Below are 23,835 nucleotides of genomic sequence, written 5' to 3'. Positions count from 1 at the left end.
AGAGGTTGAGCGGACATGCACAACAAGAACGCGGTGATCACCGGTGCAGGGAGCGGCATTGGCCGTGAGCTGGCCCTGCAACTAGCCTCGCGCGGTCACGGCCTGGCCTTGGCCGACATTGACCGCCAGAGCCTCAACGAAACCCTGATCCAGGCGCGCCTGGCCGGTGCCGGCCCTTTGCAGGGCTACACCCTGGATGTCAGCGATGCGGCACAGGTAGACGACTTTGCCGAGCAGGTCCTGGCGACCTTCACCACGGTCGACGTGCTCATCAACAACGCCGGCATCACCCGCTTCGGCGACTTCGCCTCGACCTCGGCAGAGGCCTTCCGCACGGTGCTCGACGTCAACTTCTGGGGCGTGGTGCATGGCAGCCGCGCCTTCCTCCCCGCGCTGCGGGCCAGCCGTGGCAGCCTGGTCAACCTCTCCAGTTTGTTTGGCCTGATCGGCGTGGCGGGCCAGGCCCACTACTGCGCCAGCAAGTTTGCCGTGCGCGGCTTCACCGAAGCGTTGCGCCAGGAACTCAAGGCCGACGGTGTGCATGTGGCCTGCGTACACCCCGGCGGGGTACGCACACGCATCGCCCGCAGCGCCTGTTTCGATCAGGCCGTCGACGACCCGCAGGCCCTGGTCGAGCGCCTGGAGAAAAACACCCTGAAACTGTCGCCCGCCGAAGCAGCACGGGTCATCATCGAAGGCATCCAGCAGCGTCGTGAGCGCATCCTCGTAGGCCATGACGCCAAGTTCATCGACCTGCTGCAACGCCTACTGCCCAGCGCGCATACCGGGCTGATAAACCGCCTGCTGAACCGGGCATCCGGACAGAAGAGGAATGCCGCATGATCGACCAGCGCCTGGTCAATAAACGCTCGATCCGTTCGCGCCTGCTCAGCACGCTGCTGCGCTGGCGCCTGAAACCCAAGCTGACCAGCGCGGATTTCGACCCACAGCGCTTTCGCCGCTGGCTGGAGCGCAGCAGCGCCAAGCGCAAGCCCTGCCCCGACGTCAGCATACGGGCTGTCGAAGAGGGGTCGGTTCGTGGCGAGTGGCATCTACCCAGCGCGGCACCGGCTGGCCAGTGCCTGCTCTACCTGCACGGCGGTGGCTATGTGTTCGGCTCGCCGCGCACCTACCGCAGCTTTACCACCCACCTGGCCAAAGTCAGCAACTGCGGGCTGTTTTCCCTCGACTACCGCCTGGCACCCGAAGCGCCCTTCCCTGCTGCCGTGGAAGATGCCCTGGCGGCCTATGCCTGGTTGCTCCAGCGCTTCCCGGCAAGACGCATCATGCTGGCTGGTGATTCTGCCGGCGGCGGCCTGGCACTGGCCCTGATCCATGCGCTCAAGGCCGCCGACCAGCCCCTGCCGGGCGGCGCCATGCTGCTCTCGCCCTACACCGACCTGCTCGCCACGGGCGAGTCGCTGCACAGCAACGGCAAAAGCTGTGCGATGTTCGATGCCAACAGCATCCGCCGCGCCGCCGAGACGTATCTGGCCGGCCAGGACGGCGCCTCACCGCTGGCCTCCCCCCTCTATGGCGACTTCACTGGCTTCCCGCCGGTGCTGATTCAGGTCAGCGACAACGAGGTGCTGCGCGACGACTCACTCCGCCTGGCCGAACGCATGGATCAGGCCGGCGTTGCCGTACGCCTGGATATCTGGCGGGGCCAGGCCCACGTCTGGCCGACCTTCCACCCGCTGCTACCTGAAGCTGCGGCCAGCCTGCGTGACCTGGCCGCTTTCGCCAACGCCTGCTGGCAAGGCGAGCAGCTGAAGCGCGGGGAACAGCCCTCGCCGCGCGCCTGAAGATCACCCGGCAGCGGCATTACAGACGCTGGGCAGACTCACCGCGCATCTTGCCCCGGTACACAAGAGTGCGGACCGCCGGCACGTGCAGTGGTTCGCCGGAAAAGGTTGGCAACTCACGGGGGCACCAGCCTGCGCAGTCATCGGCCAGCAGCGCCTGGCCATTGGCGCGGCGCAGGCCCAGGGTAAGGTCGTGGATCAACTCTCGCACACTCGTCGACTCAAGCAGTCTCGCCCTGTCGATGGCCTGGCTCAGCGGCACCTGGCCGGGCTGGCGCAGGGTTAGCAGCAATGTGCCGTCCGGGCGGGGCTTGAAGTCAATCTCGTGGGCGGGGAAGGCGTCGCAGAATTCCTTGATGGCAGCGTGCATTGCTCGGCTCTCGATCATGGTTGGAAATACCTGATCGATTGCAGCAGCCATGCCACCTGACAAGAAAATAAATATTCTTATAAATCAATCACTTAACCAATATAAAAAACAAGGTGACATTGCAGAGTGCACGATGGGCCTCGACAGCCGTGCAATTTGCATGGTCCGACCGCCAGCCGCACCACCGCCGGCATAAATGCAAAAGCCCGCCAATAGGCGGGCTTCTGGTCACGGCGCAAACCGTCAGAACGGAATGTCGTCGTCGAAACTGTCGTAGTCCGCGGCTGGTTGCTGGGCGGCCGGTTGCGGCGCCGGACGTTGCGCAGCCTGCTGCGGCGCTGGGCGCGACTGCTGGCGCGGGGCGTAGTCGCCACCGCCTTCGTTATTACCACCGCGGCTGCCGAGCAGCTGCAGGGTACCGTTCATGTCGACCACGATCTCGGTGGTGTAGCGCTTGACGCCGTCCTTCTCCCACTCGCGGGTCTGCAGACGGCCTTCGACGTAGCACTGGCTGCCCTTGCGCAGGTATTCGCCGGCGATCTCGGCGAGTTTGCCGAAGAACACCACGCGGTGCCATTCGGTGCGATCCTGCTGCTGGCCGGTCTGCTTGTCCTTCCAGCTGTCGGTAGTGGCGAGGGTGATGTTGGTCACCGCATTGCCGTTGGGCAGGTAACGGGTTTCCGGGTCGCCGCCGACGTTGCCAATCAGAATGACTTTGTTAACCCCACGGGCCATTTCGTTCTCCTAAGCGTTCTGCGTCTCCGCGGCCTCTTCGAGCACCTGCTCGAGCAACGCGCGGTCCAATTGTTGGGTATCCACTTTGATGTACAACGCGGCCTCCTCGGCCACCACGATGGCGTCGCTGACGCCGGGTATCGCGAGGAGTCGCCCCACCAGTGCGCTATCGGCCACGGCATGGGCCGTGAGCGGCCGGCGCAGGCTGGTCACATAAGGCGGCTCGCGCATAGTAGCAGCTGCCGCCAGCCAGAGAAGCCCCAGTAGCGCACAGCCGACGAACACGTAGGCCAAGCCACCATGCTGGTACAACCAGCCCCCGAGAATGCCACCCATGGCCGCCCCAAGGAACTGACTGGTGGAGTACACGCCCATGGCCGTGCCCTTGCCGCCGGCCGGTGCCACCTTGCTGACCAGCGAGGGCAACGAGGCCTCCAGCAGGTTGAAGGCCGTGAAGAACAGGATGAAGCCGATCACCAGCGCCGCCAGACTGTAGCCGAACGCCCAGAAGTACAGCTCGCAGAGCACCAGTGCCAGCACCGCGCCGCTGAGCACACGCTTCATCTGCCGCTTCTTCTCGGCGTAGATGATGAACGGCACCATGCCGAAGAAACCCACCAGCAGCGCACTGAGGTAGACCCACCAGTGCTGCTCCTTGGGCAGGCCGCCCTGGTCGACCAGCGCCAGCGGCAACACCACGAAACTGGCCATGAGAATGGCATGCAGGGTGCCGATACCCAGGTTCAGGCGCAGCAGCTCGGTGTTGTGCAGCGTAGGCAGCAGGGCCTGGCGCGCCACGCCCGACTCACGGTGCTGCAAGGTGCTGGAAGCCCGCGGCACGAACAGGGCAATGATCAGCATGCCGACCAACGCCATGCCGGCGGTGACCCAGAAAAGCCCGGCCAGACCAAAGGCGCTGGTCAGCAGCGGACCGACCACCATGGCTACGGCGAACGACAGGCCGATGCTCATGCCGATCATGGCCATGGCCTTGGTGCGGTGTTGCTCGCGGGTCAGGTCCGAGAGCAGCGCCATCACCGCTGCCGAGATGGCCCCGGCCCCCTGCAGCACACGGCCGGCGATCACGCCCCATATAGTGTCGGCATTAGCCGCCAGGGCGGCGCCGGCGGCGAAGATCAGCAAACCGCCGTAAATGACCGGCAGACGGCCGATGCGGTCGGAGAGGATACCGAAGGGAATCTGCAGCACTGCCTGGGTCAGGCCGTAGGCGCCGATGGCCAGGCCGATCAGTGCCGGCGTGGCGCCGGCATAGTCCATTCCATAGGTGGCCAGCACCGGCAGGACCATGAACATGCCAAGCATGCGAAACGCAAAGACCATGGCCAGGCCGCCTGCCGCGCGCGTCTCACGGGCGCTCATGCGCTCGCTGTGCAAATCCTGCATCGAATAACCCTGTACAAATGAGCCGGCGATTCTAGCAGCAGCGGCCTCGCCATCACAGGCGCGGCGCTTTGCCGCGTGGCAGCCCACGGCCGTATACTTCGCCGTTTCCGCCCGCCACCTGCGAGGCCGTTCGTGGACAAGATTCTGATCCGGGGTGCGCGCACCCATAACCTGAAAAACGTTGACCTGACCCTGCCGCGCGACAAGCTGATCGTGATCACCGGCCTGTCCGGTTCCGGCAAATCATCGCTGGCCTTCGACACCCTCTACGCCGAGGGCCAACGCCGCTACGTCGAGTCCCTGTCGGCCTACGCCCGGCAGTTCCTGTCGATGATGGAGAAGCCCGACGTCGACACCATCGAGGGCCTCTCCCCGGCCATCTCCATCGAGCAGAAGTCCACCTCGCACAACCCGCGCTCGACCGTGGGCACCATCACCGAGATCTACGACTACCTGCGCCTGCTCTACGCCCGCGTCGGCATCCCGCGCTGCCCGGACCACGACGTGCCGCTGGAAGCACAGACCGTCAGCCAGATGGTCGACCAGGTGCTGGCCCTGCCCGAAGGCCGCAAGCTGATGCTGCTGGCCCCGGTGATCCGCGAGCGCAAGGGCGAGCACCTGGCGGTGTTCGACGAGCTGCGCGCCCAAGGCTTCGTGCGGGCGCGGGTCAACGGTCGCATCTACGAGATGGACGAGCTACCCAAGCTGGACAAGCAAAAGAAGCACAGCATCGACGTGGTGGTGGACCGTTTCAAGGTGCGCGAGGACCTGCAGCAGCGCCTGGCCGAGTCCTTCGAGACCGCCATCAACCTGGCCGACGGCATCGCCCTGGTCGCCCCCATGGACGACGAAGAGGGTGACGAGATCATCTTCTCCGCCCGCTTCGCCTGTCCGCACTGCGGCCACTCGATCAGCGAGCTGGAGCCCAAGCTGTTCTCCTTCAACAACCCGGCCGGCGCCTGCCCGACCTGCGACGGCCTGGGCGTGAAGCAGTTCTTCGACGCCAAGCGCCTGGTCAACGGCGAGCTGACCCTGGCCGAAGGCGCGATCCGCGGCTGGGACCGACGCAACGTCTACTACTTCCAGATGCTCGGCTCGCTGGCCGCGCACTACGGCTTCAGCCTGGAAGAGCCATTCGACGATCTGGCCGCCGAGCACCAGAAGGTCATCCTGTTCGGCAGCGGCACGCAGAACGTCGACTTCAAGTACCTCAACGACCGCGGCGATATCGTCAAGCGCTCGCACCCCTTCGAGGGCATCATCCCCAACCTGGAACGACGCTACCGCGAGACCGAGTCGGCCACCGTGCGCGAGGAGCTGGCCAAGTTCCTCAGCACCCAGCCCTGCCCGGACTGCCGCGGCACCCGCCTGCGCCGCGAGGCGCGCCACGTGTGGGTGGGCGAGCGCACTCTGCCGGCGGTCACCGGCCTGCCGGTCGGCGAGGCCTGCGACTACTTCGGCGGCATGCAACTCACCGGCCGCCGTGGCGAGATCGCCGAGAAGATCCTCAAGGAAATCCGCGAGCGCCTGCAGTTTCTGGTCAACGTCGGCCTCGACTACCTGACCCTGGACCGCAGCGCCGACACCCTGTCCGGCGGCGAGGCACAGCGCATCCGTCTGGCCAGCCAGATTGGTGCCGGCCTGGTCGGCGTGATGTACATCCTCGACGAGCCCAGCATCGGCCTGCACCAGCGCGACAACGAGCGCCTGCTCGGCACCCTTACCCACCTGCGCAACCTGGGCAACACGGTGATCGTGGTCGAGCACGACGAGGACGCCATCCGCCTCGCCGACTACGTGGTCGACATCGGCCCCGGCGCCGGCGTGCATGGCGGCCGCGTAGTCGCCGAGGGCACCCCGGACGAGGTGATGAACCACCCCGACTCGCTGACCGGCAAGTACCTCTCCGGCCGCGAGAAGATCCGCTACCCGGCGACTCGCACCCCGCGCGACAAGAAGAAGCTGCTCAAGCTCAAAGGCGCCCGTGGCAACAATCTGCGCAATGTCGACCTGGAGATACCGGTCGGCCTGCTCACCTGCGTCACCGGCGTGTCCGGCTCGGGCAAGTCGACGCTGATCAACAACACCCTGTTCCCGCTCACCGCCACCGCGCTGAACGGTGCCACCACCCTGGAAGCGGCGCCGCATGATTCGTTCGACGGCCTGCAGCACCTGGACAAGGTGGTCGACATCGACCAAAGCCCAATCGGCCGTACGCCACGCTCCAATCCGGCGACCTACACCGGCCTGTTCACCCCGATCCGCGAACTGTTCGCCGGCGTGCCGGAGTCACGTTCGCGCGGCTACGGCCCGGGCCGTTTCAGCTTCAACGTCAAGGGCGGCCGCTGCGAGGCCTGTCAGGGCGACGGCGTGATCAAGGTGGAGATGCACTTCCTGCCGGACATCTACGTGCCGTGCGACGTGTGCAAAGGCAAGCGCTACAACCGCGAAACGCTGGAAGTGAAGTACAAGGGCAAGAGCATCACCGAGGTGCTCGACATGACCATCGAGGAAGCCCGCGAGTTCTTCGATGCCGTGCCGGCCCTGGCGCGCAAGCTGCAGACCCTGGTTGACGTGGGCCTGTCCTACATCAAGCTGGGGCAGAGCGCGACCACCCTGTCCGGCGGCGAAGCCCAGCGGGTCAAGCTGAGCCGCGAACTGTCCAAGCGTGATACCGGCAAGACCCTATACATCCTCGACGAGCCGACCACCGGCCTGCACTTCGCCGATATCCAACAACTGCTCGACGTGCTGCACCGCCTGCGCGACCACGGCAACACCGTCGTGGTGATCGAGCACAACCTGGACGTGATCAAGACCGCGGACTGGCTGGTCGATCTCGGCCCCGAAGGCGGCTCCAAGGGCGGCATGATCATCGCCACCGGCACCCCGGAAGACGTCGCCGCCAACCCGGCCTCACACACCGGGCACTTCCTCAAACCGCTACTGGAGCGCGATCGCACCTGACAAGAAAAAGCCCCGCATTGGCGGGGCTTTTTCCTATTGCAGGTGAATCAGGCCAGATCGAAGCGATCCAGGTTCATCACCTTGGTCCAGGCGGCGACGAAGTCCGTGATCAACTTTGCCTGGCCGTCAGCACTGGCATACACCTCGGCATAGGCGCGCAGCACCGAGTTGGAGCCAAAGACCAGGTCGCTACGAGTGCCGGTGTATTTCACCTGCCCCGTCTTGCGGCACTTACCCTCGAACACCTCTGCCTCTGCATCCTTCGCCTTCCACTCAACCCCCATGTCCAGCAGGTTGACGAAGAAGTCGTTGCTCAGCACGCCCACCTTGTCGGTAAACACGCCGTGGGCACCGCCATCATAGTTGGCCCCCAGCACGCGAAGGCCGCCGACCAGCGCAGTGAGTTCCGGCGCAGTCAGGGTCAGCAGCTGCGCCTTGTCGATCAGCATGGCCTCGCTCGGCACACCCAGATTGCCTTTGCTGTAGTTGCGGAAGCCATCTGCCGCCGGCTCGAGCACCTCGAACATCTCGATGTCGGTCTGATCCTGACGGGCATCGACCCGCCCCGCGGCAAAAGGCACATCCACACTCACGCCAGCAGCCTTGGCAGCCTGCTCAACCCCGACATTACCGGCCAACACGATGACATCGGCCAGCGACGCCTTGCCGGACGCTTTCTGGATGTCGACCAGTTTGGGCAGCGCCTTGATTGCACGCTGGTTGACTGCCCAATCCTTCTGCGGCGCCAGCGCCAGGCGTGCGCCGTTAGCGCCGCCACGCTTATCGCCGCCACGGAAGGTGGAGGCAGACGCCCAGGCGACCGAGACCAGATCACCCACCGACAGACCGGACGCGGCAATCTTAGCCTTCAGGTCGGCGATGTCCTGCGCGCTGGGATTGTGCGTGGCCGCCGGCAGCGGATCCTGCCAGATCAGATCCTCTTTCGGCACTTCCGGGCCCAGGTAGCGGGCCTTCGGCCCCATGTCGCGGTGGGTCAGCTTGAACCAGGCGCGGGCGAATGCATCCGCGAAGGCCTGCGGGTCATCGAGGAAGCTCTTGGAGATCTTGCCGAACTCCGGATCGAAGCGCAGGGTCAGGTCGGTGGTGAGCATGGTCGGCTTGTGGAATTTGCCCGGGATGTGCGCATCCGGAATGATTTCCGGGGCATCCTTGGCGACCCACTGCTTGGCGCCGGCTGGCGACTTGGTCAGCTCCCACTCGTACTTGAACAGGTTCTCGAAGAAGTTGTTGCTCCACAGCGCCGGGGTCTTGGTCCAGGTCACTTCCAGGCCACTGGAAACGGTGTCCTTGCCATGTCCGCTGCCGAAGTTGCTCATCCAGCCAAGGCCTTGGGCCTCGATGCCTGCAGCTTCCGGCTCCGGCCCCTTGTGCGACTCAGGCGCAGCACCGTGTGCCTTGCCGAAGGTGTGACCACCGGCGATCAGGGCAACGATCTCTTCGTCGTTCATCGCCATGCGGTAGAAGGTAGCGCGGATGTCCTTGGCAGCTTCCAGGTAGTCGCCGCTGGCATTGGGACCTTCCGGATTCACATAGATCAGGCCCATGTGAGTCGCACCAAAGGGCGCGCTCAGCTCGCGGTCACCCTTGACCCGCTCGGGATCGACGCCCAGCCACTGCAGCTCGGCGCCCCAGTTGACGTCCATATCCGGTTCCCATACGTCCTCCCGGCCACCGGCGAAACCGAAGGTACGGAAGCCCATGGACTCCAGCGCCACGTTGCCGGCCAGAATCAGCAGGTCAGCCCAGGAAATCTGCTGGCCATACTTCTGCTTGATCGGCCACAGCAAGCGGCGGGTCTTGTCGATGTTGACGTTGTCTGGCCAGGAATTGAGCGGAGCAAAGCGCTGCTGCCCACGACCACCACCACCGCGGCCATCGGTAGTGCGGTAGGTACCGGCAGCGTGCCAGGCCATACGAATCATTTGCGGACCGTAATGGCCGAAATCGGCGGGCCACCAGTCCTGGGAGTCGGTCATCAATTTGACCAGATCAGCCTTGAGCGCCTTGTAGTCGAGCTTCTTGAATGCTTCGGCGTAATTGAACTTCTCGCCGAGCGGATTGGATTTTTCGGAGTGTTGGTTGAGCAGGTCTACACGCAGCTGATTAGGCCACCAGTCCCTGTTAGTGGTACCACCGCCCGCCACATGGTTGAACGGGCATTTACCTGGGTTCGACATGGTTCTCTCCTCTTCCTCATCGGGTCGGCTCATGTGCGTTGCAACCGACGGTGAAAGAAGACTAGACCTGCTTTAAAAGAAGAACCAATTTATGAAAGATAAGCGCCTGATAGTTTTTATCTTTTTTAAACTTGCGCCCGACCAGCCAGCAATTCGACCTAAACAAAAAGCCCTGCCAGTGTTCGCCGGACAATAAAAAACCGGGCCTAGGCCCGGTCTTTTAATGCGCAACAGAAGTGCTTATTCAGCAGCTTCTACAGCCTCGCCAGCGACCTTGCGGTCAACCAGCTCAACATACGCCATAGGGGCGTTGTCGCCAGCGCGGAAACCGCACTTGAGGATACGCAGGTAGCCGCCCTGACGGGTGGCGTAGCGCTTGCCCAGATCGTTGAACAGCTTGCCGACGATGGCTTTCGAACGGGTACGGTCGAAGGCCAGACGACGGTTGGCAACGCTGTCTACCTTGGCCAGAGTGATCAGCGGCTCGGCAACGCGGCGCAGTTCCTTGGCTTTCGGCAGGGTGGTTTTGATCAGTTCGTGTTCGAACAGCGACACCGCCATGTTCTGGAACATAGCCTTGCGGTGTGCGCTGGTGCGGCTCAGGTGACGGCCACTTTTACGATGACGCATGATTGAAATTCCTTACCAAACTTTCGGTTCGGTGATTACGGACGATCAGGCAGTAGCCTTATCGTCCTTCTTCAGACTTGCCGGCGGCCAGTTGTCGAGGCGCATGCCGAGGGACAGACCACGGGAGGCCAGAACGTCCTTGATCTCGGTCAGGGACTTCTTGCCCAGGTTCGGAGTCTTGAGCAGCTCTACTTCGGTGCGCTGAATCAGATCGCCGATGTAGTAGATGTTCTCCGCCTTCAGGCAGTTGGCCGAACGCACGGTCAGTTCAAGGTCGTCTACCGGACGCAGCAGGATCGGATCGATCTCGTCTTCCTGCTCGACCACTACCGGCTCACTGTCGCCCTTCAGATCAACGAAGGCCGCCAGTTGGTGCTGGAGGATGGTCGCGGCACGACGGATAGCCTCTTCAGGATCCAGGGTGCCGTTGGTTTCCAGGTCGATGACCAGCTTGTCCAGGTTGGTACGCTGCTCAACGCGAGCGTTCTCGACCACGTAAGCCACGCGGCGAACCGGGCTGAACGAGGAGTCCAGCTGCAGACGGCCGATGCTACGGCTTTCGTCCTCATCGCTCTGACGGGCATCAGCCGGTTCGTAGCCACGGCCACGACGCACGGTGAGTTTCATGTTCAGAGCGCCGTTGTCCGCCAGATTGGCGATTACGTGATCGCCATTGACGATCTCGACATCGTGATCCAGCTGAATATCGGCAGCGGTGACCACACCCGAGCCTTTCTTGGCCAGAGTCAGGGTGACTTCGTCACGACCGTGCAGCTTGATGGCCAGGCCTTTCAGGTTCAGCAGGATCTCGATGACATCTTCCTGCACACCTTCGATGGCGGAGTACTCATGGAGCACACCGTCAATCTCGGCCTCGACTACTGCACAGCCAGGCATGGAGGACAACAGGATGCGGCGCAGCGCGTTGCCCAGGGTATGACCAAAACCACGCTCGAGGGGCTCGAGGGTGATCTTGGCGCGGGTCGGACTGACCGCCTGCACATCAATGTGGCGGGGGGTCAGGAACTCATTTACCGAAATCTGCATGGATGCACCTATTTTCTAGCCCTTACTTGGAGTAGAGCTCGACAATCAGGCTTTCGTTGATGTCGGAAGACAGATCGCCACGAACCGGGACGCTTTTGAACACGCCGGACTTCTTCTCGGAATCTACTTCGACCCACTCAACGCGACCACGCTGGGCGCACAGCTCGAGAGCCTGGGCAACGCGCAGCTGGTTCTTGGCCTTTTCGCGAACAGCCACGACGTCACCAGCTTTGACCTGGTAAGACGGGACGTTCACGGTCGAACCGTTCACGGTGATGGCTTTGTGCGATACCAGCTGACGAGATTCAGCGCGGGTAGCACCGAAGCCCATGCGGTAAACCACGTTGTCCAGACGGCACTCCAGCAGCTGCAGCAGGTTCTCACCGGTAGCACCCTTACGGCGGGCAGCTTCCTTGTAGTAACCGCTGAACTGACGCTCCAGCACGCCGTAGATACGACGGACTTTCTGCTTCTCACGCAGCTGGGTACCGTAGTCGGACTGACGACCACGGCGAGCGCCGTGCTGGCCAGGAGCCGATTCGATGTTGCACTTGGATTCGAGCGCGCGCGCACCACTCTTCAGGAAGAGATCGGTGCCTTCACGGCGAGACAGTTTGCACTTGGGACCAATGTAACGAGCCATTCTTCACTGTCTCCTATTACACGCGACGCTTCTTCGGCGGACGGCACCCGTTGTGCGGGATCGGCGTCACGTCGGTGATGCTGGCGATTTTGTAGCCGCAGGCGTTCAGAGCACGCACGGCAGATTCGCGACCTGGGCCCGGACCCTTGACGTTGACGTCGAGGTTCTTCAGACCGTATTCCAGAGCAGCCTGACCGGCACGCTCGGCAGCTACCTGGGCAGCAAACGGAGTGCTCTTACGGGAGCCGCGGAAACCGGAACCACCGGAAGTCGCCCAGGACAGAGCATTGCCCTGACGATCAGTGATGGTCACGATGGTGTTATTGAAAGAAGCGTGGATATGGGCGATCCCATCCACCACTGTCTTTTTGACTTTCTTACGAGTACGAGCAGCAGGCTTAGCCATGACTTAATTCCTGTCGATTCGCGGGCGCAATTACTTGCGGATCGGCTTACGCGGGCCCTTACGGGTGCGCGCGTTGGTCTTGGTGCGCTGACCGCGGACCGGCAGGCCACGGCGGTGACGCAGACCGCGGTAGCAGCCCAGGTCCATCAGACGCTTGATTTTCATGTTGATTTCGCGGCGCAGGTCACCTTCAGTGGTGAACTTGGCGACTTCGCCACGCAGCTGCTCGATCTGCTCGTCAGAGAGATCCTTGATCTTTACCGCCGGATTGACACCGGTGGCTGCACAGATTTTCTGCGCAGTGGTGCGACCAACACCGTAGATGTAGGTCAGCGAGATAACAGTGTGCTTGTTATCCGGAATGTTGACGCCTGCAATACGGGCCATTCAGTGGAACTCCAATTGACAGCTACCCACGCCCTGGAAGCCAAGAAATAGGGCGCGCGATATTAGCGCTGTAATAACAAAGAATCAACCCGACAGCGCACTAGCTGCCGGGCTCATTACGCGTGACTCACACTCAGCCTTGGCGCTGTTTGTGACGCGGCTCCGCGCTGCAGATCACACGAACGACACCGTCGCGACGAATGACTTTGCAGTTGCGGCACAGCTTCTTGACCGATGCACGAACTTTCATCAGTAACTCCTAGAACCTTACGGATTCCATGTCAGCGGAGCATGCCGCTGCCATAGCCCTTCAGGTTGGCTTTCTTCATCAGGGATTCGTACTGGTGCGAAACGAGGTGCGATTGTACTTGCGACATAAAGTCCATCACAACCACGACCACGATCAGCAACGAGGTCCCGCCAAGGTAGAACGGAACGTTGGCAGCCACCTGCAGAAACTGCGGGAGCAAGCAAACGGCCGTCATGTACAGAGCACCGAACATGGTCAAGCGAGTCAGCACGCCATCGATATAGCGCGCGGATTGCTCACCCGGACGGATGCCCGGAATAAAGGCACCAGACTTCTTCAGGTTTTCCGCTACGTCCTTCGGATTGAACATCAGAGCCGTGTAGAAGAAGCAGAAGAAGATGATCCCTGCACTAAACAGCAGAATGTTCAACGGCTGGCCCGGAGCGATGGCCTGCGAGATGTCCTGCAGCCAGCCAAGCCCTTCGGACTGACCGAACCAGGTCCCCAGCGAAGCAGGGAACAGCAGGAGACTACTGGCGAAGATGGCCGGAATCACACCCGCCATGTTCACTTTCAACGGCAAGTGGCTGGTCTGCGCAGCAAAAACCTTGCGGCCCTGCTGACGCTTGGCGTAGTGCACCGCAATGCGACGCTGACCACGCTCGATGAAGACCACGAAACCGATGATGGCAATCGCCAGAAGCGCAATAGCAATCAGGGCAAAGATATTGATATCGCCCTGACGTGCCGACTCGAAGGACTGACCAATGGCGCTCGGCAGACCAGCAACGATGCCTGCAAAAATCAGCATCGAAATACCGTTACCCACCCCGCGCTCAGTGATCTGCTCGCCCAGCCACATCATGAACATGGCGCCCGCCACGAAAGTCGTCACCGCCACGAAGTGGAAGCTGAAATCAGTCGTGAACGAAACGCCCTGCCCAGCCAGACCGACGGACATGCCGACGGCCTGAACAATGGCGAGCACCAGCGTGCCGTAGCGGGTGTACTGGCTGATCTTGCGACGGCCAGCTTCCCCTTCCTTCTTCAACTGCTCCAGCTGCGGACTGACAGCGGTCAAGAGCTGCATGATGATCGATGCCGAGATGTACGGCATGATCCCCAATGCAAAAATGCTCATACGCTCCAGCGCGCCGCCGGAAAACATGTTGAACAGGCTAAGAATGGTTCCCTCGTTCTGCCGAAACAGATCCGCCAGACGGTCAGGATTGATTCCGGGCACCGGAATATGTGCACCTATCCGATAGACGATGATCGCCAGGAATAGGAAGCGCAGCCGAGCCCAGAGCTCGGACAACCCGCCACCTGCCAGCGCAGAGAGAGCACCTTGCTTAGCCATTTAGTCCTCGAACTTACCGCCAGCTGCTTCGATAGCCGCACGCGCACCCTTGGTGGCGGCGATACCTTTCAGGGTGACCGCACGACCAACCGCGCCGGACAGCATGACTTTTACGCGCTGTACGTTCTGGTTGATGATGTTGGCATCCTTCAGCGACTGCAGAGAAACGACATCGCCGTCCACCTTAGCCAGCTCGGAAGTGCGCACTTCAGCGCGATCCATGGCTTTCAGGGACACGAAGCCGAACTTCGGCAGACGACGGTGCAGCGGCTGCTGACCACCCTCGAAACCGGGAGCAATCTTGCCGCCGGTACGAGAGGTCTGGCCTTTGTGACCACGGCCAGCAGTCTTACCCAGACCGCTACCGATGCCACGGCCTACGCGAAGCTTCTCGCGACGGGCACCCGGCGCGGAACGCAGATCGTTCAGTTGCATGATTAACCCTCCACCTTCAGCAGGTAGTAAGCCTTGTTGATCATGCCGCGATTTTCAGGAGTGTCCTGAACTTCGACGGTGTGACCGATGCGGCGCAGGCCCAGGCCTTTAACGCAGGCTTTGTGGTTGGCCAGACGGCCGTTGGTGCTTTTCACCAGAGTGACTTTTACGGTTGCCATGATCAGAGAATCTCCTCGACGCTCTTACCACGCTTGGCAGCAACGGAATCCGGCGACTGCATGGCTTTCAGACCCTTGAAGGTGGCGTAAACAACGTTCACCGGGTTGGTAGAGCCGTAGCACTTGGCCAGAACGTTCTGCACACCAGCCACTTCCAGGACAGCACGCATGGCGCCGCCGGCGATGATGCCGGTACCTTCGGAGGCCGGCTGCATGAAGACGCGGGAAGCGCCATGCACGGACTTCATCGGGTACTGCAGAGTGGTGCCGTTCAGGTCAACCTGAATCATGTTGCGACGCGCAGCTTCCATAGCCTTCTGGATAGCAGCAGGTACTTCGCGGGACTTGCCGCGACCGAAACCTACGCGACCCTTACCATCACCAACCACGGTCAGCGCGGTGAAGGTGAAGATACGGCCACCCTTAACGGTTTTGGCAACGCGGTTAACCTGGACCAGCTTCTCGATGTAGCCTTCGCCCTGGGCATCGTCGCCGCGATTATCGCGATCGCGCTTTTGCTCGTGATTTGCCATAACTTAGAACTCCAGCCCGCCTTCACGAGCAGCATCAGCCAGCGCTTTCACACGGCCGTGGTACTTGAAGCCAGAACGGTCGAACGCTACCTGGGTAACGCCAGCGGCTTTCGCACGCTCAGCGACCAGCAGGCCGACTTTCTTGGCCGCGTCGACGTTGCCAGTGGCGCCGTCACGCAGTTCTTTGTCCAGGGTCGAGGCGCTGGCCAGAACCTTGGCGCCGTCGGCCGAAATGACCTGGGCGTAAATGTGCTGGGAAGAGCGGTACACGCTGAGGCGTACGGTTTCCAGCTCGCGCATTTTCAGGCGTGCCTTGCGAGCGCGACGCAGACGAGTTTCTTTCTTTTCGCTCATTTGCTATGCCCTACTTCTTCTTAGCTTCTTTGCGACGTACGACTTCGTCGGAATAACGCACGCCTTTGCCTTTGTACGGCTCAGGACGACGGAAGTCGCGGATCTCCGCAGCCACCTGACCAACCAGTTGCTTGTCGATACCCTTGATCAGGATATCGGTCTGGCTCGGGGTCTCGGCGGTAACGCCCTGCGGCAGTTCGTAGTCGATCGGATGGGAGAAGCCCAGCGCGAGGTTCAGCACCTGGCCTTTAGCCTGGGCCTTGTAGCCCACACCAACCAGCTGCAGCTTGCGCTCGAAGCCCTGGCTCACGCCAATGACCATGTTGTTGACCAGTGCACGGGTAGTACCGGCCATGGCGCGATTCTGCTGATCGCCATTGCGAGCAGCGAAACGCAGTTCACCAGCTTCCTGGGTCACTTCCACGGACGAGTGCACGTTCAGTTCCAGAGTACCCTTGGCACCCTTCACCGAAAGCTGCTGACCAGCGAGTTTGACCTCGACACCTGCCGGCAGCTTGACGGGGTTCTTAGCAACGCGAGACATGCTTATCCCCCCTTAGAACACGGTGCAGAGCACTTCACCGCCGACACCGGCAGCACGTGCAGCACGATCAGTCATCACACCTTTGTTGGTGGAGACGATGGAAACGCCCAGACCGCCGCGAACTTTCGGCAGCTGCTCGACAGACTTGTACTGGCGCAGGCCAGGACGGCTGACGCGCTTCACTTCCTCGATGACCGGACGGCCCTCGAAGTACTTCAGCTCGATGGACAGCTGCGGCTTGACGTCGCTGCTGACCTGGTATCCCGCGATGTAGCCTTCGCTCTTGAGAACGTCAGCTACTGCCACCTTCAGCTTGGAAGACGGCATGCTTACTACCGACTTTTCAGCCATCTGGGCATTACGGATACGAGTTAGCATGTCCGCTAACGGGTCCTGCATACTCATGGGCTAGATGCTCCTAAACAAAAAGAACAGCCTTGCGGCTGGAACCATTCTGAAACGACACGCAAATGCCAGGCTCAGAAGAGCCGGACATTCTAGAGATCGATCAAAAATGAATCAAGCCCCAAATGGGGCTTGAACGATAAAACAAAGCCGGCACTTGGCCGGCTTCGCTTTTGTTACCAGCTGGCTTTCACCAGACCTGGCACATCACCACGCATCGCCGCTTCACGCAGCTTGTTACGGCCGAGGCCGAACTTGCGGTACACGCCGTGCGGACGGCCGGTGATGCGGCAACGGTTACGCAGGCGGCTGGCGCTGGCGTCACGTGGTTGCTTTTGCAGGGCTACCTGGGCTTCCCAACGCTGCTCCGGAGTGGAGTTCGGGTTGGCAATCACAGCTTTCAGCTCGGCACGCTTTTTGGCGTACTTGGCTACCGTTTGCTGACGCTTCAGCTCACGGTTTTTCATGCTCATTTTGGCCATGTTCCAAACTCCAATCAGTTGCGGAACGGGAAGTTGAAGGCGCGCAGCAGAGCACGACCTTCATCATCCGTACGAGCGGTTGTGGTCAAAGTGATATCCAGACCACGCAGAGCATCGATCTTGTCGTAATCGATTTCCGGGAAGATGATCTGCTCTTTGACGCCCATGCTGTAGTTGCCACGACCATCGAAGGACTTGGCATTCAGGCCGCGGAAGTCACGCACGCGCGGCAGGGAGATCGCGAGCAGGCGATCCAGGAATTCGTACATACGATCGCGACGCAGGGTCACCTTGACTCCGATCGGCCAGCCTTCACGAACCTTGAAGCCAGCAACGGACTTGCGAGCGTAGGTCACGATCGGCTTTTGACCGGTGATCTTTTCCAGGTCGGCAACGGCGTTTTCGATGATCTTCTTGTCACCGATCGCTTCGCCAAGACCCATGTTCAGGGTGATTTTGGTAACGCGCGGAACTTCCATCACGTTGGCCAGCTGCAGTTCTTCCTTCAGCTTGGGCGCGATTTCCTTCCGGTAAATCTCTTTCAGTCGTGCCATGGTGTTTTACCTATGCTTCTCAAGCGCCAACCGGCTTTTGGGTGGACTTGAAGACACGAATTTTCTTGCCGTCTTCGACTTTGAAACCAACGCGGTCAGCCTTGTTGGTTTCGCTGTTGAAAATAGCAACGTTAGAGACGTGCAGAGGCGCCTCTTTCTCGACGATACCGCCTTGAGCACCCAGCATCGGGTTCGGCTTGGTGTGGCGCTTCACCAGGTTGATCCCACCAACGACCAGACGGTCGTCAGCGAGAACCTTGAGCACCTTGCCACGCTTACCTTTGTCTTTGCCGGCGATCACGATGATCTCGTCGTCACGACGAATCTTTTGCATGACGGCTTCTCCTTACAGCACTTCGGGGGCGAGCGAGACGATCTTCATGAACTTCTCGGAACGAAGTTCACGAGTCACCGGCCCGAAGATACGGGTGCCGATCGGCTCTTGCTTGTTGTTCAGCAGAACAGCAGCGTTGCCATCGAAGCGGATGATCGAGCCATCAGCGCGACGTACGCCGTGCTTGGTACGAACCACAACAGCGGTCATTACCTGGCCTTTCTTCACCTTGCCGCGCGGAATCGCTTCCTTCACGGTGACCTTGATGATATCGCCAATACCGGCATAACGACGGTGCGAACCACCCAGGACCTTGATGCACATAACGCGACGAGCACCGCTGTTGTCAGCGACGTCGAGCATGGATTGAGTCTGAATCATATCTTTCTCCGACCCTTAGTCCTTAGACTTCCACGGCACGTTCGACGACTTCCACCAGGGACCAGTTCTTGGTCTTGGCCAGCGGACGGGTCTCACGAATAGTGACCTTGTCGCCGATCTTGCACTGGTTGGTCTCGTCATGAGCGTGCAGCTTGGTCGAGCGCTTAACGTACTTACCGTAGATCGGGTGCTTGACGCGACGCTCGATCAGAACGGTGATGGTCTTGTCCATTTTGTCGCTGACGACACGGCCAGTCAGCGTGCGGACGGTTTTCTCAGCTTCAGCCATGATCACTTACCTGCCTGCTGGTTGAGCACAGTTTTCACGCGAGCGATATCGCGCTTCACTTGCGAGAGCAGGTGAGACTGCCCCAACTGACCAGTGGCTTTCTGCATACGCAGATTGAACTGGTCACGCAGCAGACCGAGCAGTTGCTCGTTCAGCTGCTGAACCGATTTTTCACGGAGTTCATTCGCTTTCATCACATCACCGTCCGCTTAACAAAAGAGGTGGCGAGCGGCAGCTTTGCAGCAGCCAGGGCGAAAGCCTCACGCGCCAGCGCTTCCGGAACACCTTCGATCTCGTAGAGCACTTTGCCCGGCTGGATCTGGGCTACCCAGTACTCCACGCCGCCCTTACCTTTACCCATACGAACTTCGAGGGGCTTTTTGGTAACCGGCTTGTCCGGGAACACACGGATCCAGATTTTACCGCCACGCTTTACGTGACGAGTCAGGGCACGACGGGCTGCTTCGATCTGGCGAGCAGTCAGACGACCACGAGAAACAGCTTTCAGCGCGAACTCGCCGAAGCTGACCTTGCTACCGCGATGAGCCAGACCACGGTTGTGGCCAGTCATCTGCTTGCGGAATTTTGTACGCTTGGGTTGCAGCATGTTGCGTACTCCTTACTTAGCAGCTTTCTTGCGCGGCGCCGGAGCGGCAGGCTTGGACTCTTCCAGCTGGCCACCGATGACCTCGCCTTTGAAGATCCACACCTTCACACCGATCACACCGTAAGTGGTGTGCGCCTCGTAGGTGGCGTAGTCGATATCGGCACGCAGGGTGTGCAGAGGCACACGACCTTCGCGATACCACTCGGTACGTGCGATTTCCGCACCACCGAGACGACCACTCACCTGGATCTTGATGCCCTTGGCACCAATACGCATGGCGTTCTGTACAGCGCGCTTCATGGCGCGACGGAACATAACGCGACGCTCCAGCTGCTGAGCAACGCTCTGCGCTACCAGCATACCGTCGAGCTCCGGCTTGCGGATCTCTTCGATGTTGATGTGCACCGGCACACCCATTTGCTTGGTCAGGTCCTGACGCAGCTTCTCAACATCTTCACCTTTCTTGCCGATCACGATGCCGGGACGAGCGGTGTGGATGGTGATGCGTGCGGTTTGAGCCGGACGAGCGATGTCGATACGGCTAACGGACGCGCTTTTTAGTTTGTCCTGGAGATACTCACGAACCTGCAGGTCGGCCAGCAGATAATCAGCGTATTGACGCTTATCTGCGTACCAGACGGAGGTGTGCTCCTTGACGATTCCCAGGCGGATGCCAACGGGATGTACTTTCTGACCCATCTGATCGACTCCGTTACTTGTCCGCAACCTTGACAGTGATATGGCAAGACCGCTTGACGATGCGATCAGCGCGGCCTTTGGCACGCGGCATGATGCGCTTAAGCGAACGCCCCTCGTTGACGAAAACGGTGCTGACCTTCAGGTCATCAACGTCTGCGCCTTCGTTGTGCTCGGCGTTGGCAACGGCCGACTCCAGCACTTTCTTCATGATCTCGGCGGCTTTCTTCGAGCTGAAAGCCAGCAGGTTGAGCGCTTCGCCCACCTTCTTCCCGCGGATCTGGTCGGCGACCAAGCGGGCTTTCTGGGCGGAGATGCGAGCGCCCGACAACTTAGCGGCTACTTCCATCGTTCCTTACCCCTTAACGCTTGGCTTTCTTGTCCGCCACGTGCCCACGATAAGTGCGGGTACCAGCGAACTCGCCGAGTTTGTGGCCGACCATGTCTTCGTTCACGAGGACCGGAACATGTTGACGACCGTTATGCACAGCGATGGTCAGACCGACCATCTGCGGCAGAATGATGGAGCGACGCGACCAGGTTTTAACCGGCTTGCGATCGTTCTTTTCCACCGCCACTTCGACCTTCTTCAGTAGGTGAAGATCGATAAAAGGACCTTTTTTCAGAGAACGCGGCACTGTCGTATCCCTCTAATTACTTGCGGCGACGAACGATCATGTTGTCGGTGCGCTTGTTGGAGCGAGTCTTCGCACCCTTGGTCGGGAAGCCCCACGGCGAAACCGGGTGACGACCACCAGAAGTACGACCCTCACCACCACCATGCGGGTGATCAACCGGGTTCATGGCAACACCACGAACGGTCGGACGAACACCACGCCAGCGCTTGGCACCGGCCTTGCCCAGAGAACGCAGGCTATGCTCGGAGTTGGAAACCTCACCCAGAGTCGCACGGCACTCGGCCAGGACCTTGCGCATCTCGCCGGAGCGCAGACGCAGAGTGACGTAGGCACCTTCACGAGCGACCAGCTGAGCAGAAGCACCAGCGGAGCGAACCAGCTGAGCACCTTTACCCGGCTTCAGCTCGACACCATGAATGGTCGAACCGACGGGGATGTTGCGCAGCGGCAGGCTGTTGCCGACCTTGATCGGAGCAGCGGAACCGGATACCAGCTGATCGCCAGCGCTCACACCTTTCGGCGCGATGATGTAGCGACGCTCACCGTCGGCATATTTCAGCAGAGCGATGTGAGCGGTACGGTTCGGATCGTATTCCACGCGCTCAACGATGGCAGGGATGCCATCCTTGTTGCGACGGAAGTCGACCAGACGGTAATGCTGCTTGTGGCCACCGCCGATGTGGCGAGTGGTGATACGACCGTTGTTGTTACGGCCGCCAGACTTCGACTTCTTCTCGAGCAGCGGAGCATGAGGAGCGCCTTTATGCAGCTCCTGATTGACCACTTTGACCACGAAACGACGGCCAGCGGAAGTCGGTTTGCATTTAACGATTGCCATGATGCGCCCCTACCTTACTCAGCACTGCTGGTGAAATCGAGATCCTGGCCCGGCTGGAGGGAGACATACGCCTTCTTCCAGTCGTTACGCTTGCCCAGGCCACGAGCGGTACGCTTGGTCTTGCCCTGTACATTGACAGTGCGAACCTCGTCCACTTTGACACTGAACAGGCTTTCTACGGCCTTCTTGATTTCCAGCTTGGTTGCATCAACAGCAACCTTGAAAACGAATTGGCTCTTACCATCTGCCAGCACGGAGGCTTTCTCGGAGATGTGCGGGCCAACCAGCACTTTGAATACGCGTTCCTGGTTCATGCCAGCAGCTCCTCGAATTTCTTCACGGCCGACACGGTAACCAGCACTTTGTCGAAGGCGATCAGGCTGACCGGATCGGAGCCTTGGACGTCGCGAACGTCGACATGCGGCAGGTTGCGCGCAGCCAGGTACAGGTTCTGATCAACGGCCTCGGTAACGATCAGCACGTCGCTCAGACCCATGCCGTCCAGCTTGCCCAGCAGAGCCTTGGTCTTCGGAGCTTCGACAGCGAAGTCTTCAACCACGACCAGACGATCCTGACGAACCAGCTCGGAGAGGATGGAGCGCAGAGCAGCGCGGTACATCTTCTTGTTCAGCTTCTGGCTGTGATCCTGGGTCTTGGCAGCGAAAGTTACGCCACCACCCCGCCAGATCGGGCCAACACTGGAACCGGAACGAGCACGACCAGTGCCCTTCTGACGCCACGGCTTCTTGCCACCACCGGTGACTTCGGCGCGAGTCTTCTGACCACGGGTACCCTGACGACCGCCAGCCATGTAGGCGACGACAGCCTGGTGCACCAGAGTCTCATTGAACTCACCACCGAAAGTGCGCTCGCTGACTTCGATAGCCTGAGCGCCATTTACATTCAGTTGCATCTCAGCTTCCCCTATTAACCGCGAGCTTTGACAGCCGGACGCACCAGCACGTCGCCACCGGTAGCACCAGGAACGGCACCTTTTACCAGCAGCAGATTACGCTCGGCGTCGACACGGACCACTTCGAGGGACTGCACGGTCACGCGCTCAGCGCCAAGATGACCGGACATTTTCTTGCCCTTGAATACACGACCAGGAGTCTGGCACTGGCCGATGGAGCCCGGAGCACGGTGGGAAACGGAGTTACCGTGGGTGTTATCCTGACCACGGAAGTTCCAGCGCTTGATGGTACCGGCGTAGCCTTTACCCTTGGATTCACCGGTGACATCCACCAGCTGACCCGCCTGGAACAGCTCGGCAGTCACTTGATCGCCAGCCTGGTACTCGCCCTCTTCCAGGCGGAATTCCCAGACGCCACGACCAGCAGCGACATTAGCCTTGGCGAAGTGACCCGCCTGAGCCTTGGTCACGCGGGAAGCGCGACGCTCACCCACAGTAACCTGCACAGCGCGGTAACCGTCGCTTTCTTCAGTTTTGAACTGGGTCACGCGATTCGGCTCGATCTCAATGACCGTGACCGGAATGGAGACACCTTCTTCGGTGAAAATGCGGGTCATGCCGCACTTACGACCGACTACACCAATAGTCATGTTGTAAACCTCATGAGTGTACGGGGCTTTCACCCGCTATGGCCGCCCATTTCAGAGCGTTACACGACTAAAACCGCCAGGTTTTAGCCGAGGCTGATCTGCACTTCCACGCCTGCAGCAAGGTCGAGCTTCATCAGCGCGTCGACGGTTTTATCCGTCGGCTGGACGATGTCCAGAACACGCTTATGAGTGCGAATCTCGTACTGGTCACGCGCGTCCTTGTTGACGTGCGGAGAAACCAGAACGGTGAAACGCTCCTTGCGAGTAGGCAGAGGAATAGGACCACGCACCTGAGCACCAGTACGTTTCGCGGTTTCCACGATTTCCTGGGTGGATTGATCGATCAGGCGATGGTCAAAAGCCTTCAACCGAATACGGATTTGTTGGTTTTGCATTTTGACCTCAGACTCTATCTCTGCTATCCCCAACGGACGGACTACGCCCGTTAAAAGGAGGCGTGATTGTACGGATGCCCCCCGGGGGTGTCAACTTTTGATCAATAAAACAGAAAAGGCCCCGAAGGGCCTTTTCCTTTACCGCGAAAGTCGATTACTCGACGATCTTGGCAACCACGCCAGCACCAACGGTACGGCCGCCTTCGCGGATCGCGAAGCGCAGACCATCTTCCATGGCGATCGGCTTGATCAGAGTGACAACCATTTTGATGTTGTCGCCCGGCATTACCATCTCAACGCCTTCCGGCAGTTCGCACGAACCGGTTACGTCAGTGGTACGGAAGTAGAACTGCGGACGGTAGCCTTTGAAGAACGGGGTGTGACGACCACCTTCTTCCTTGGACAG

Annotated in this window: 35 protein-coding genes and 1 pseudogene; 3 read left to right on the top strand and 33 right to left on the bottom strand. The window is 60.4% G+C overall.

Annotated features, from left to right (window positions below):
- The first annotated feature begins 15 nt into the window (after window positions 1-15).
- Both ACF8C6_RS09675 and ACF8C6_RS09670 read left to right on the top strand, forming a co-directional pair.
- Entirely contained in the window at window positions 16-843 is an 828-nt protein-coding gene (locus ACF8C6_RS09675) for an SDR family NAD(P)-dependent oxidoreductase (protein WP_392499070.1), read from the top strand.
- A complete protein-coding gene (locus tag ACF8C6_RS09670; protein ID WP_392499069.1) occupies window positions 840-1,805 on the top strand; it encodes an alpha/beta hydrolase in 966 nt (321 codons plus the stop codon). Before ACF8C6_RS09675 ends, ACF8C6_RS09670 begins: the two co-directional genes overlap by 4 nt.
- Window positions 1,806-1,824: 19 nt before the next feature.
- Here ACF8C6_RS09670 and ACF8C6_RS09665 read toward each other — a convergent pair whose 3' ends face one another.
- The 3 genes from ACF8C6_RS09665 to ACF8C6_RS09655 form a co-directional block, all read right to left on the bottom strand.
- On the bottom strand, window positions 1,825-2,175 hold the full coding sequence (locus ACF8C6_RS09665; RefSeq protein WP_392499068.1) for a hypothetical protein: 351 nt from the start codon (window positions 2,173-2,175) through the stop codon (window positions 1,825-1,827).
- 243 nt (window positions 2,176-2,418) lie between these two features.
- Entirely contained in the window at window positions 2,419-2,910 is a 492-nt protein-coding gene (locus tag ACF8C6_RS09660) for a single-stranded DNA-binding protein (RefSeq protein WP_277690647.1), read from the bottom strand.
- A gap of 9 nt (window positions 2,911-2,919) precedes the next feature.
- Window positions 2,920-4,314 carry an MFS transporter gene (locus ACF8C6_RS09655; RefSeq protein WP_392499067.1) on the bottom strand — a complete coding sequence of 465 codons (1,395 nt, stop codon included), beginning with the start codon at window positions 4,312-4,314 and terminating at the stop codon, window positions 2,920-2,922.
- A gap of 132 nt (window positions 4,315-4,446) precedes the next feature.
- Between ACF8C6_RS09655 and uvrA the strand changes: the two genes are divergently transcribed.
- Window positions 4,447-7,281 carry an excinuclease ABC subunit UvrA gene (gene uvrA, locus ACF8C6_RS09650; RefSeq protein WP_392499066.1) on the top strand — a complete coding sequence of 945 codons (2,835 nt, stop codon included), beginning with the start codon at window positions 4,447-4,449 and terminating at the stop codon, window positions 7,279-7,281.
- 47 nt (window positions 7,282-7,328) lie between these two features.
- Here uvrA and katG read toward each other — a convergent pair whose 3' ends face one another.
- The 30 genes and pseudogenes from katG to tuf form a co-directional block, all read right to left on the bottom strand.
- Complete coding sequence (katG, locus tag ACF8C6_RS09645) at window positions 7,329-9,479, bottom strand: catalase/peroxidase HPI (RefSeq protein ID WP_392499065.1); 2,151 nt, start codon at window positions 9,477-9,479, stop codon at window positions 7,329-7,331.
- 240 nt (window positions 9,480-9,719) lie between these two features.
- A complete protein-coding gene (rplQ, locus tag ACF8C6_RS09640) occupies window positions 9,720-10,109 on the bottom strand; it encodes a 50S ribosomal protein L17 (protein ID WP_110683351.1) in 390 nt (129 codons plus the stop codon).
- 45 nt (window positions 10,110-10,154) lie between these two features.
- Window positions 10,155-11,156, bottom strand: a complete 1,002-nt coding sequence (locus tag ACF8C6_RS09635; RefSeq protein ID WP_277690651.1) for a DNA-directed RNA polymerase subunit alpha — start codon at window positions 11,154-11,156, stop codon at window positions 10,155-10,157.
- A 22-nt stretch (window positions 11,157-11,178) separates the two neighbouring features.
- Window positions 11,179-11,799, bottom strand: a complete 621-nt coding sequence (gene rpsD, locus ACF8C6_RS09630) for a 30S ribosomal protein S4 (RefSeq protein WP_277690652.1) — start codon at window positions 11,797-11,799, stop codon at window positions 11,179-11,181.
- Window positions 11,800-11,815: 16 nt separating this feature from the next.
- Window positions 11,816-12,205, bottom strand: a complete 390-nt coding sequence (gene rpsK, locus ACF8C6_RS09625) for a 30S ribosomal protein S11 (protein WP_021702690.1) — start codon at window positions 12,203-12,205, stop codon at window positions 11,816-11,818.
- A gap of 30 nt (window positions 12,206-12,235) precedes the next feature.
- Window positions 12,236-12,592, bottom strand: coding sequence for a 30S ribosomal protein S13 (gene rpsM / locus ACF8C6_RS09620; RefSeq protein WP_277690653.1), 357 nt, complete (start codon window positions 12,590-12,592; stop codon window positions 12,236-12,238).
- Window positions 12,593-12,725: 133 nt separating this feature from the next.
- Window positions 12,726-12,842, bottom strand: a complete 117-nt coding sequence (gene rpmJ / locus ACF8C6_RS09615) for a 50S ribosomal protein L36 (RefSeq protein WP_043217073.1) — start codon at window positions 12,840-12,842, stop codon at window positions 12,726-12,728.
- 31 nt (window positions 12,843-12,873) lie between these two features.
- Entirely contained in the window at window positions 12,874-14,202 is a 1,329-nt protein-coding gene (secY, locus tag ACF8C6_RS09610; RefSeq protein ID WP_392499064.1) for a preprotein translocase subunit SecY, read from the bottom strand.
- The gene (gene rplO / locus ACF8C6_RS09605; protein ID WP_341687310.1) at window positions 14,203-14,637 is read right to left on the bottom strand and encodes a 50S ribosomal protein L15; all 435 of its coding nucleotides are present in this window, start codon (window positions 14,635-14,637) and stop codon (window positions 14,203-14,205) included.
- Between the two features lie 2 nt (window positions 14,638-14,639).
- Window positions 14,640-14,816 carry a 50S ribosomal protein L30 gene (rpmD, locus tag ACF8C6_RS09600; protein ID WP_110683346.1) on the bottom strand — a complete coding sequence of 59 codons (177 nt, stop codon included), beginning with the start codon at window positions 14,814-14,816 and terminating at the stop codon, window positions 14,640-14,642.
- A gap of 2 nt (window positions 14,817-14,818) precedes the next feature.
- The gene (gene rpsE / locus ACF8C6_RS09595) at window positions 14,819-15,349 is read right to left on the bottom strand and encodes a 30S ribosomal protein S5 (RefSeq protein ID WP_341687309.1); all 531 of its coding nucleotides are present in this window, start codon (window positions 15,347-15,349) and stop codon (window positions 14,819-14,821) included.
- A gap of 3 nt (window positions 15,350-15,352) precedes the next feature.
- Entirely contained in the window at window positions 15,353-15,703 is a 351-nt protein-coding gene (gene rplR / locus ACF8C6_RS09590) for a 50S ribosomal protein L18 (protein ID WP_068829024.1), read from the bottom strand.
- A 10-nt stretch (window positions 15,704-15,713) separates the two neighbouring features.
- Window positions 15,714-16,247 carry a 50S ribosomal protein L6 gene (gene rplF / locus ACF8C6_RS09585; RefSeq protein ID WP_277690657.1) on the bottom strand — a complete coding sequence of 178 codons (534 nt, stop codon included), beginning with the start codon at window positions 16,245-16,247 and terminating at the stop codon, window positions 15,714-15,716.
- A gap of 12 nt (window positions 16,248-16,259) precedes the next feature.
- Window positions 16,260-16,652 (bottom strand): 30S ribosomal protein S8, encoded by a 393-nt coding sequence (gene rpsH / locus ACF8C6_RS09580; RefSeq protein WP_392499063.1) that lies wholly within the window; start codon window positions 16,650-16,652, stop codon window positions 16,260-16,262.
- Between the two features lie 176 nt (window positions 16,653-16,828).
- Window positions 16,829-17,134 carry a 30S ribosomal protein S14 gene (rpsN, locus tag ACF8C6_RS09575; protein WP_160082924.1) on the bottom strand — a complete coding sequence of 102 codons (306 nt, stop codon included), beginning with the start codon at window positions 17,132-17,134 and terminating at the stop codon, window positions 16,829-16,831.
- A 14-nt stretch (window positions 17,135-17,148) separates the two neighbouring features.
- Window positions 17,149-17,688 (bottom strand): 50S ribosomal protein L5, encoded by a 540-nt coding sequence (gene rplE, locus ACF8C6_RS09570; protein WP_341687306.1) that lies wholly within the window; start codon window positions 17,686-17,688, stop codon window positions 17,149-17,151.
- A gap of 19 nt (window positions 17,689-17,707) precedes the next feature.
- Window positions 17,708-18,022, bottom strand: a complete 315-nt coding sequence (gene rplX, locus ACF8C6_RS09565) for a 50S ribosomal protein L24 (protein ID WP_068829019.1) — start codon at window positions 18,020-18,022, stop codon at window positions 17,708-17,710.
- 12 nt (window positions 18,023-18,034) lie between these two features.
- A complete protein-coding gene (gene rplN, locus ACF8C6_RS09560; protein WP_225788815.1) occupies window positions 18,035-18,403 on the bottom strand; it encodes a 50S ribosomal protein L14 in 369 nt (122 codons plus the stop codon).
- A gap of 22 nt (window positions 18,404-18,425) precedes the next feature.
- Window positions 18,426-18,692 carry a 30S ribosomal protein S17 gene (gene rpsQ, locus ACF8C6_RS09555; protein ID WP_068829018.1) on the bottom strand — a complete coding sequence of 89 codons (267 nt, stop codon included), beginning with the start codon at window positions 18,690-18,692 and terminating at the stop codon, window positions 18,426-18,428.
- Window positions 18,693-18,694: 2 nt separating this feature from the next.
- Entirely contained in the window at window positions 18,695-18,886 is a 192-nt protein-coding gene (rpmC, locus tag ACF8C6_RS09550; RefSeq protein ID WP_016490538.1) for a 50S ribosomal protein L29, read from the bottom strand.
- Entirely contained in the window at window positions 18,886-19,299 is a 414-nt protein-coding gene (rplP, locus tag ACF8C6_RS09545; RefSeq protein ID WP_068829017.1) for a 50S ribosomal protein L16, read from the bottom strand. The genes rpmC and rplP overlap by 1 nt, the downstream gene beginning before the upstream one ends.
- A gap of 12 nt (window positions 19,300-19,311) precedes the next feature.
- A complete protein-coding gene (gene rpsC, locus ACF8C6_RS09540) occupies window positions 19,312-19,998 on the bottom strand; it encodes a 30S ribosomal protein S3 (protein WP_277690660.1) in 687 nt (228 codons plus the stop codon).
- A 13-nt stretch (window positions 19,999-20,011) separates the two neighbouring features.
- On the bottom strand, window positions 20,012-20,344 hold the full coding sequence (gene rplV, locus ACF8C6_RS09535) for a 50S ribosomal protein L22 (RefSeq protein ID WP_003103908.1): 333 nt from the start codon (window positions 20,342-20,344) through the stop codon (window positions 20,012-20,014).
- A gap of 13 nt (window positions 20,345-20,357) precedes the next feature.
- On the bottom strand, window positions 20,358-20,633 hold the full coding sequence (gene rpsS, locus ACF8C6_RS09530; RefSeq protein WP_277690661.1) for a 30S ribosomal protein S19: 276 nt from the start codon (window positions 20,631-20,633) through the stop codon (window positions 20,358-20,360).
- A 16-nt stretch (window positions 20,634-20,649) separates the two neighbouring features.
- A complete protein-coding gene (rplB, locus tag ACF8C6_RS09525; RefSeq protein WP_277690662.1) occupies window positions 20,650-21,471 on the bottom strand; it encodes a 50S ribosomal protein L2 in 822 nt (273 codons plus the stop codon).
- A 14-nt stretch (window positions 21,472-21,485) separates the two neighbouring features.
- A complete protein-coding gene (gene rplW / locus ACF8C6_RS09520) occupies window positions 21,486-21,785 on the bottom strand; it encodes a 50S ribosomal protein L23 (protein WP_277690663.1) in 300 nt (99 codons plus the stop codon).
- A complete protein-coding gene (gene rplD, locus ACF8C6_RS09515; RefSeq protein ID WP_277690664.1) occupies window positions 21,782-22,384 on the bottom strand; it encodes a 50S ribosomal protein L4 in 603 nt (200 codons plus the stop codon). Before rplD ends, rplW begins: the two co-directional genes overlap by 4 nt.
- A gap of 14 nt (window positions 22,385-22,398) precedes the next feature.
- On the bottom strand, window positions 22,399-23,034 hold the full coding sequence (rplC, locus tag ACF8C6_RS09510) for a 50S ribosomal protein L3 (protein WP_392499062.1): 636 nt from the start codon (window positions 23,032-23,034) through the stop codon (window positions 22,399-22,401).
- A gap of 83 nt (window positions 23,035-23,117) precedes the next feature.
- Entirely contained in the window at window positions 23,118-23,429 is a 312-nt protein-coding gene (gene rpsJ, locus ACF8C6_RS09505) for a 30S ribosomal protein S10 (RefSeq protein WP_003186070.1), read from the bottom strand.
- Between the two features lie 154 nt (window positions 23,430-23,583).
- A pseudogene (gene tuf, locus ACF8C6_RS09500) lies at window positions 23,584-23,835 on the bottom strand (elongation factor Tu); the annotation flags it as partial.

This window comes from Pseudomonas sp. zbq_18, assembly GCF_043102245.1.
Classification (GTDB): Bacteria; Pseudomonadota; Gammaproteobacteria; order Pseudomonadales; family Pseudomonadaceae; genus Aquipseudomonas.
The sequence above is the reverse complement of the archived record's forward strand: the minus strand, read 5'-3'. Positions and strand labels throughout refer to the sequence as shown.

What these genes read in the sequence shown, in the direction of transcription:
- ACF8C6_RS09675 (WP_392499070.1), top strand. Translation starts at nt 16, where the DNA reads ATGCACAACAAGAACGCGGTGATCACCGGTGCAGGGAGCGGCATTGGC.
- ACF8C6_RS09670 (WP_392499069.1), top strand. Translation starts at nt 840, where the DNA reads ATGATCGACCAGCGCCTGGTCAATAAACGCTCGATCCGTTCGCGCCTG.
- ACF8C6_RS09665 (WP_392499068.1), bottom strand. Translation starts at nt 2,175, where the DNA reads ATGCACGCTGCCATCAAGGAATTCTGCGACGCCTTCCCCGCCCACGAG.
- ACF8C6_RS09660 (WP_277690647.1), bottom strand. Translation starts at nt 2,910, where the DNA reads ATGGCCCGTGGGGTTAACAAAGTCATTCTGATTGGCAACGTCGGCGGC.
- ACF8C6_RS09655 (WP_392499067.1), bottom strand. Translation starts at nt 4,314, where the DNA reads ATGCAGGATTTGCACAGCGAGCGCATGAGCGCCCGTGAGACGCGCGCG.
- katG (WP_392499065.1), bottom strand. Translation starts at nt 9,479, where the DNA reads ATGTCGAACCCAGGTAAATGCCCGTTCAACCATGTGGCGGGCGGTGGT.
- rplQ (WP_110683351.1), bottom strand. Translation starts at nt 10,109, where the DNA reads ATGCGTCATCGTAAAAGTGGCCGTCACCTGAGCCGCACCAGCGCACAC.
- ACF8C6_RS09635 (WP_277690651.1), bottom strand. Translation starts at nt 11,156, where the DNA reads ATGCAGATTTCGGTAAATGAGTTCCTGACCCCCCGCCACATTGATGTG.
- rpsD (WP_277690652.1), bottom strand. Translation starts at nt 11,799, where the DNA reads ATGGCTCGTTACATTGGTCCCAAGTGCAAACTGTCTCGCCGTGAAGGC.
- rpsK (WP_021702690.1), bottom strand. Translation starts at nt 12,205, where the DNA reads ATGGCTAAGCCTGCTGCTCGTACTCGTAAGAAAGTCAAAAAGACAGTG.
- rpsM (WP_277690653.1), bottom strand. Translation starts at nt 12,592, where the DNA reads ATGGCCCGTATTGCAGGCGTCAACATTCCGGATAACAAGCACACTGTT.
- rpmJ (WP_043217073.1), bottom strand. Translation starts at nt 12,842, where the DNA reads ATGAAAGTTCGTGCATCGGTCAAGAAGCTGTGCCGCAACTGCAAAGTC.
- secY (WP_392499064.1), bottom strand. Translation starts at nt 14,202, where the DNA reads ATGGCTAAGCAAGGTGCTCTCTCTGCGCTGGCAGGTGGCGGGTTGTCC.
- rplO (WP_341687310.1), bottom strand. Translation starts at nt 14,637, where the DNA reads ATGCAACTGAACGATCTGCGTTCCGCGCCGGGTGCCCGTCGCGAGAAG.
- rpmD (WP_110683346.1), bottom strand. Translation starts at nt 14,816, where the DNA reads ATGGCAACCGTAAAAGTCACTCTGGTGAAAAGCACCAACGGCCGTCTG.
- rpsE (WP_341687309.1), bottom strand. Translation starts at nt 15,349, where the DNA reads ATGGCAAATCACGAGCAAAAGCGCGATCGCGATAATCGCGGCGACGAT.
- rplR (WP_068829024.1), bottom strand. Translation starts at nt 15,703, where the DNA reads ATGAGCGAAAAGAAAGAAACTCGTCTGCGTCGCGCTCGCAAGGCACGC.
- rplF (WP_277690657.1), bottom strand. Translation starts at nt 16,247, where the DNA reads ATGTCTCGCGTTGCTAAGAACCCCGTCAAGCTGCCGGCAGGTGTCGAG.
- rpsH (WP_392499063.1), bottom strand. Translation starts at nt 16,652, where the DNA reads ATGAGTATGCAGGACCCGTTAGCGGACATGCTAACTCGTATCCGTAAT.
- rpsN (WP_160082924.1), bottom strand. Translation starts at nt 17,134, where the DNA reads ATGGCCAAAATGAGCATGAAAAACCGTGAGCTGAAGCGTCAGCAAACG.
- rplE (WP_341687306.1), bottom strand. Translation starts at nt 17,688, where the DNA reads ATGGCACGACTGAAAGAGATTTACCGGAAGGAAATCGCGCCCAAGCTG.
- rplX (WP_068829019.1), bottom strand. Translation starts at nt 18,022, where the DNA reads ATGCAAAAGATTCGTCGTGACGACGAGATCATCGTGATCGCCGGCAAA.
- rplN (WP_225788815.1), bottom strand. Translation starts at nt 18,403, where the DNA reads ATGATTCAGACTCAATCCATGCTCGACGTCGCTGACAACAGCGGTGCT.
- rpsQ (WP_068829018.1), bottom strand. Translation starts at nt 18,692, where the DNA reads ATGGCTGAAGCTGAGAAAACCGTCCGCACGCTGACTGGCCGTGTCGTC.
- rpmC (WP_016490538.1), bottom strand. Translation starts at nt 18,886, where the DNA reads ATGAAAGCGAATGAACTCCGTGAAAAATCGGTTCAGCAGCTGAACGAG.
- rplP (WP_068829017.1), bottom strand. Translation starts at nt 19,299, where the DNA reads ATGCTGCAACCCAAGCGTACAAAATTCCGCAAGCAGATGACTGGCCAC.
- rpsC (WP_277690660.1), bottom strand. Translation starts at nt 19,998, where the DNA reads ATGGGTCAGAAAGTACATCCCGTTGGCATCCGCCTGGGAATCGTCAAG.
- rplV (WP_003103908.1), bottom strand. Translation starts at nt 20,344, where the DNA reads ATGGAAGTAGCCGCTAAGTTGTCGGGCGCTCGCATCTCCGCCCAGAAA.
- rplB (WP_277690662.1), bottom strand. Translation starts at nt 21,471, where the DNA reads ATGGCAATCGTTAAATGCAAACCGACTTCCGCTGGCCGTCGTTTCGTG.
- rplW (WP_277690663.1), bottom strand. Translation starts at nt 21,785, where the DNA reads ATGAACCAGGAACGCGTATTCAAAGTGCTGGTTGGCCCGCACATCTCC.
- rplD (WP_277690664.1), bottom strand. Translation starts at nt 22,384, where the DNA reads ATGCAACTGAATGTAAATGGCGCTCAGGCTATCGAAGTCAGCGAGCGC.
- rplC (WP_392499062.1), bottom strand. Translation starts at nt 23,034, where the DNA reads ATGACTATTGGTGTAGTCGGTCGTAAGTGCGGCATGACCCGCATTTTC.
- rpsJ (WP_003186070.1), bottom strand. Translation starts at nt 23,429, where the DNA reads ATGCAAAACCAACAAATCCGTATTCGGTTGAAGGCTTTTGACCATCGC.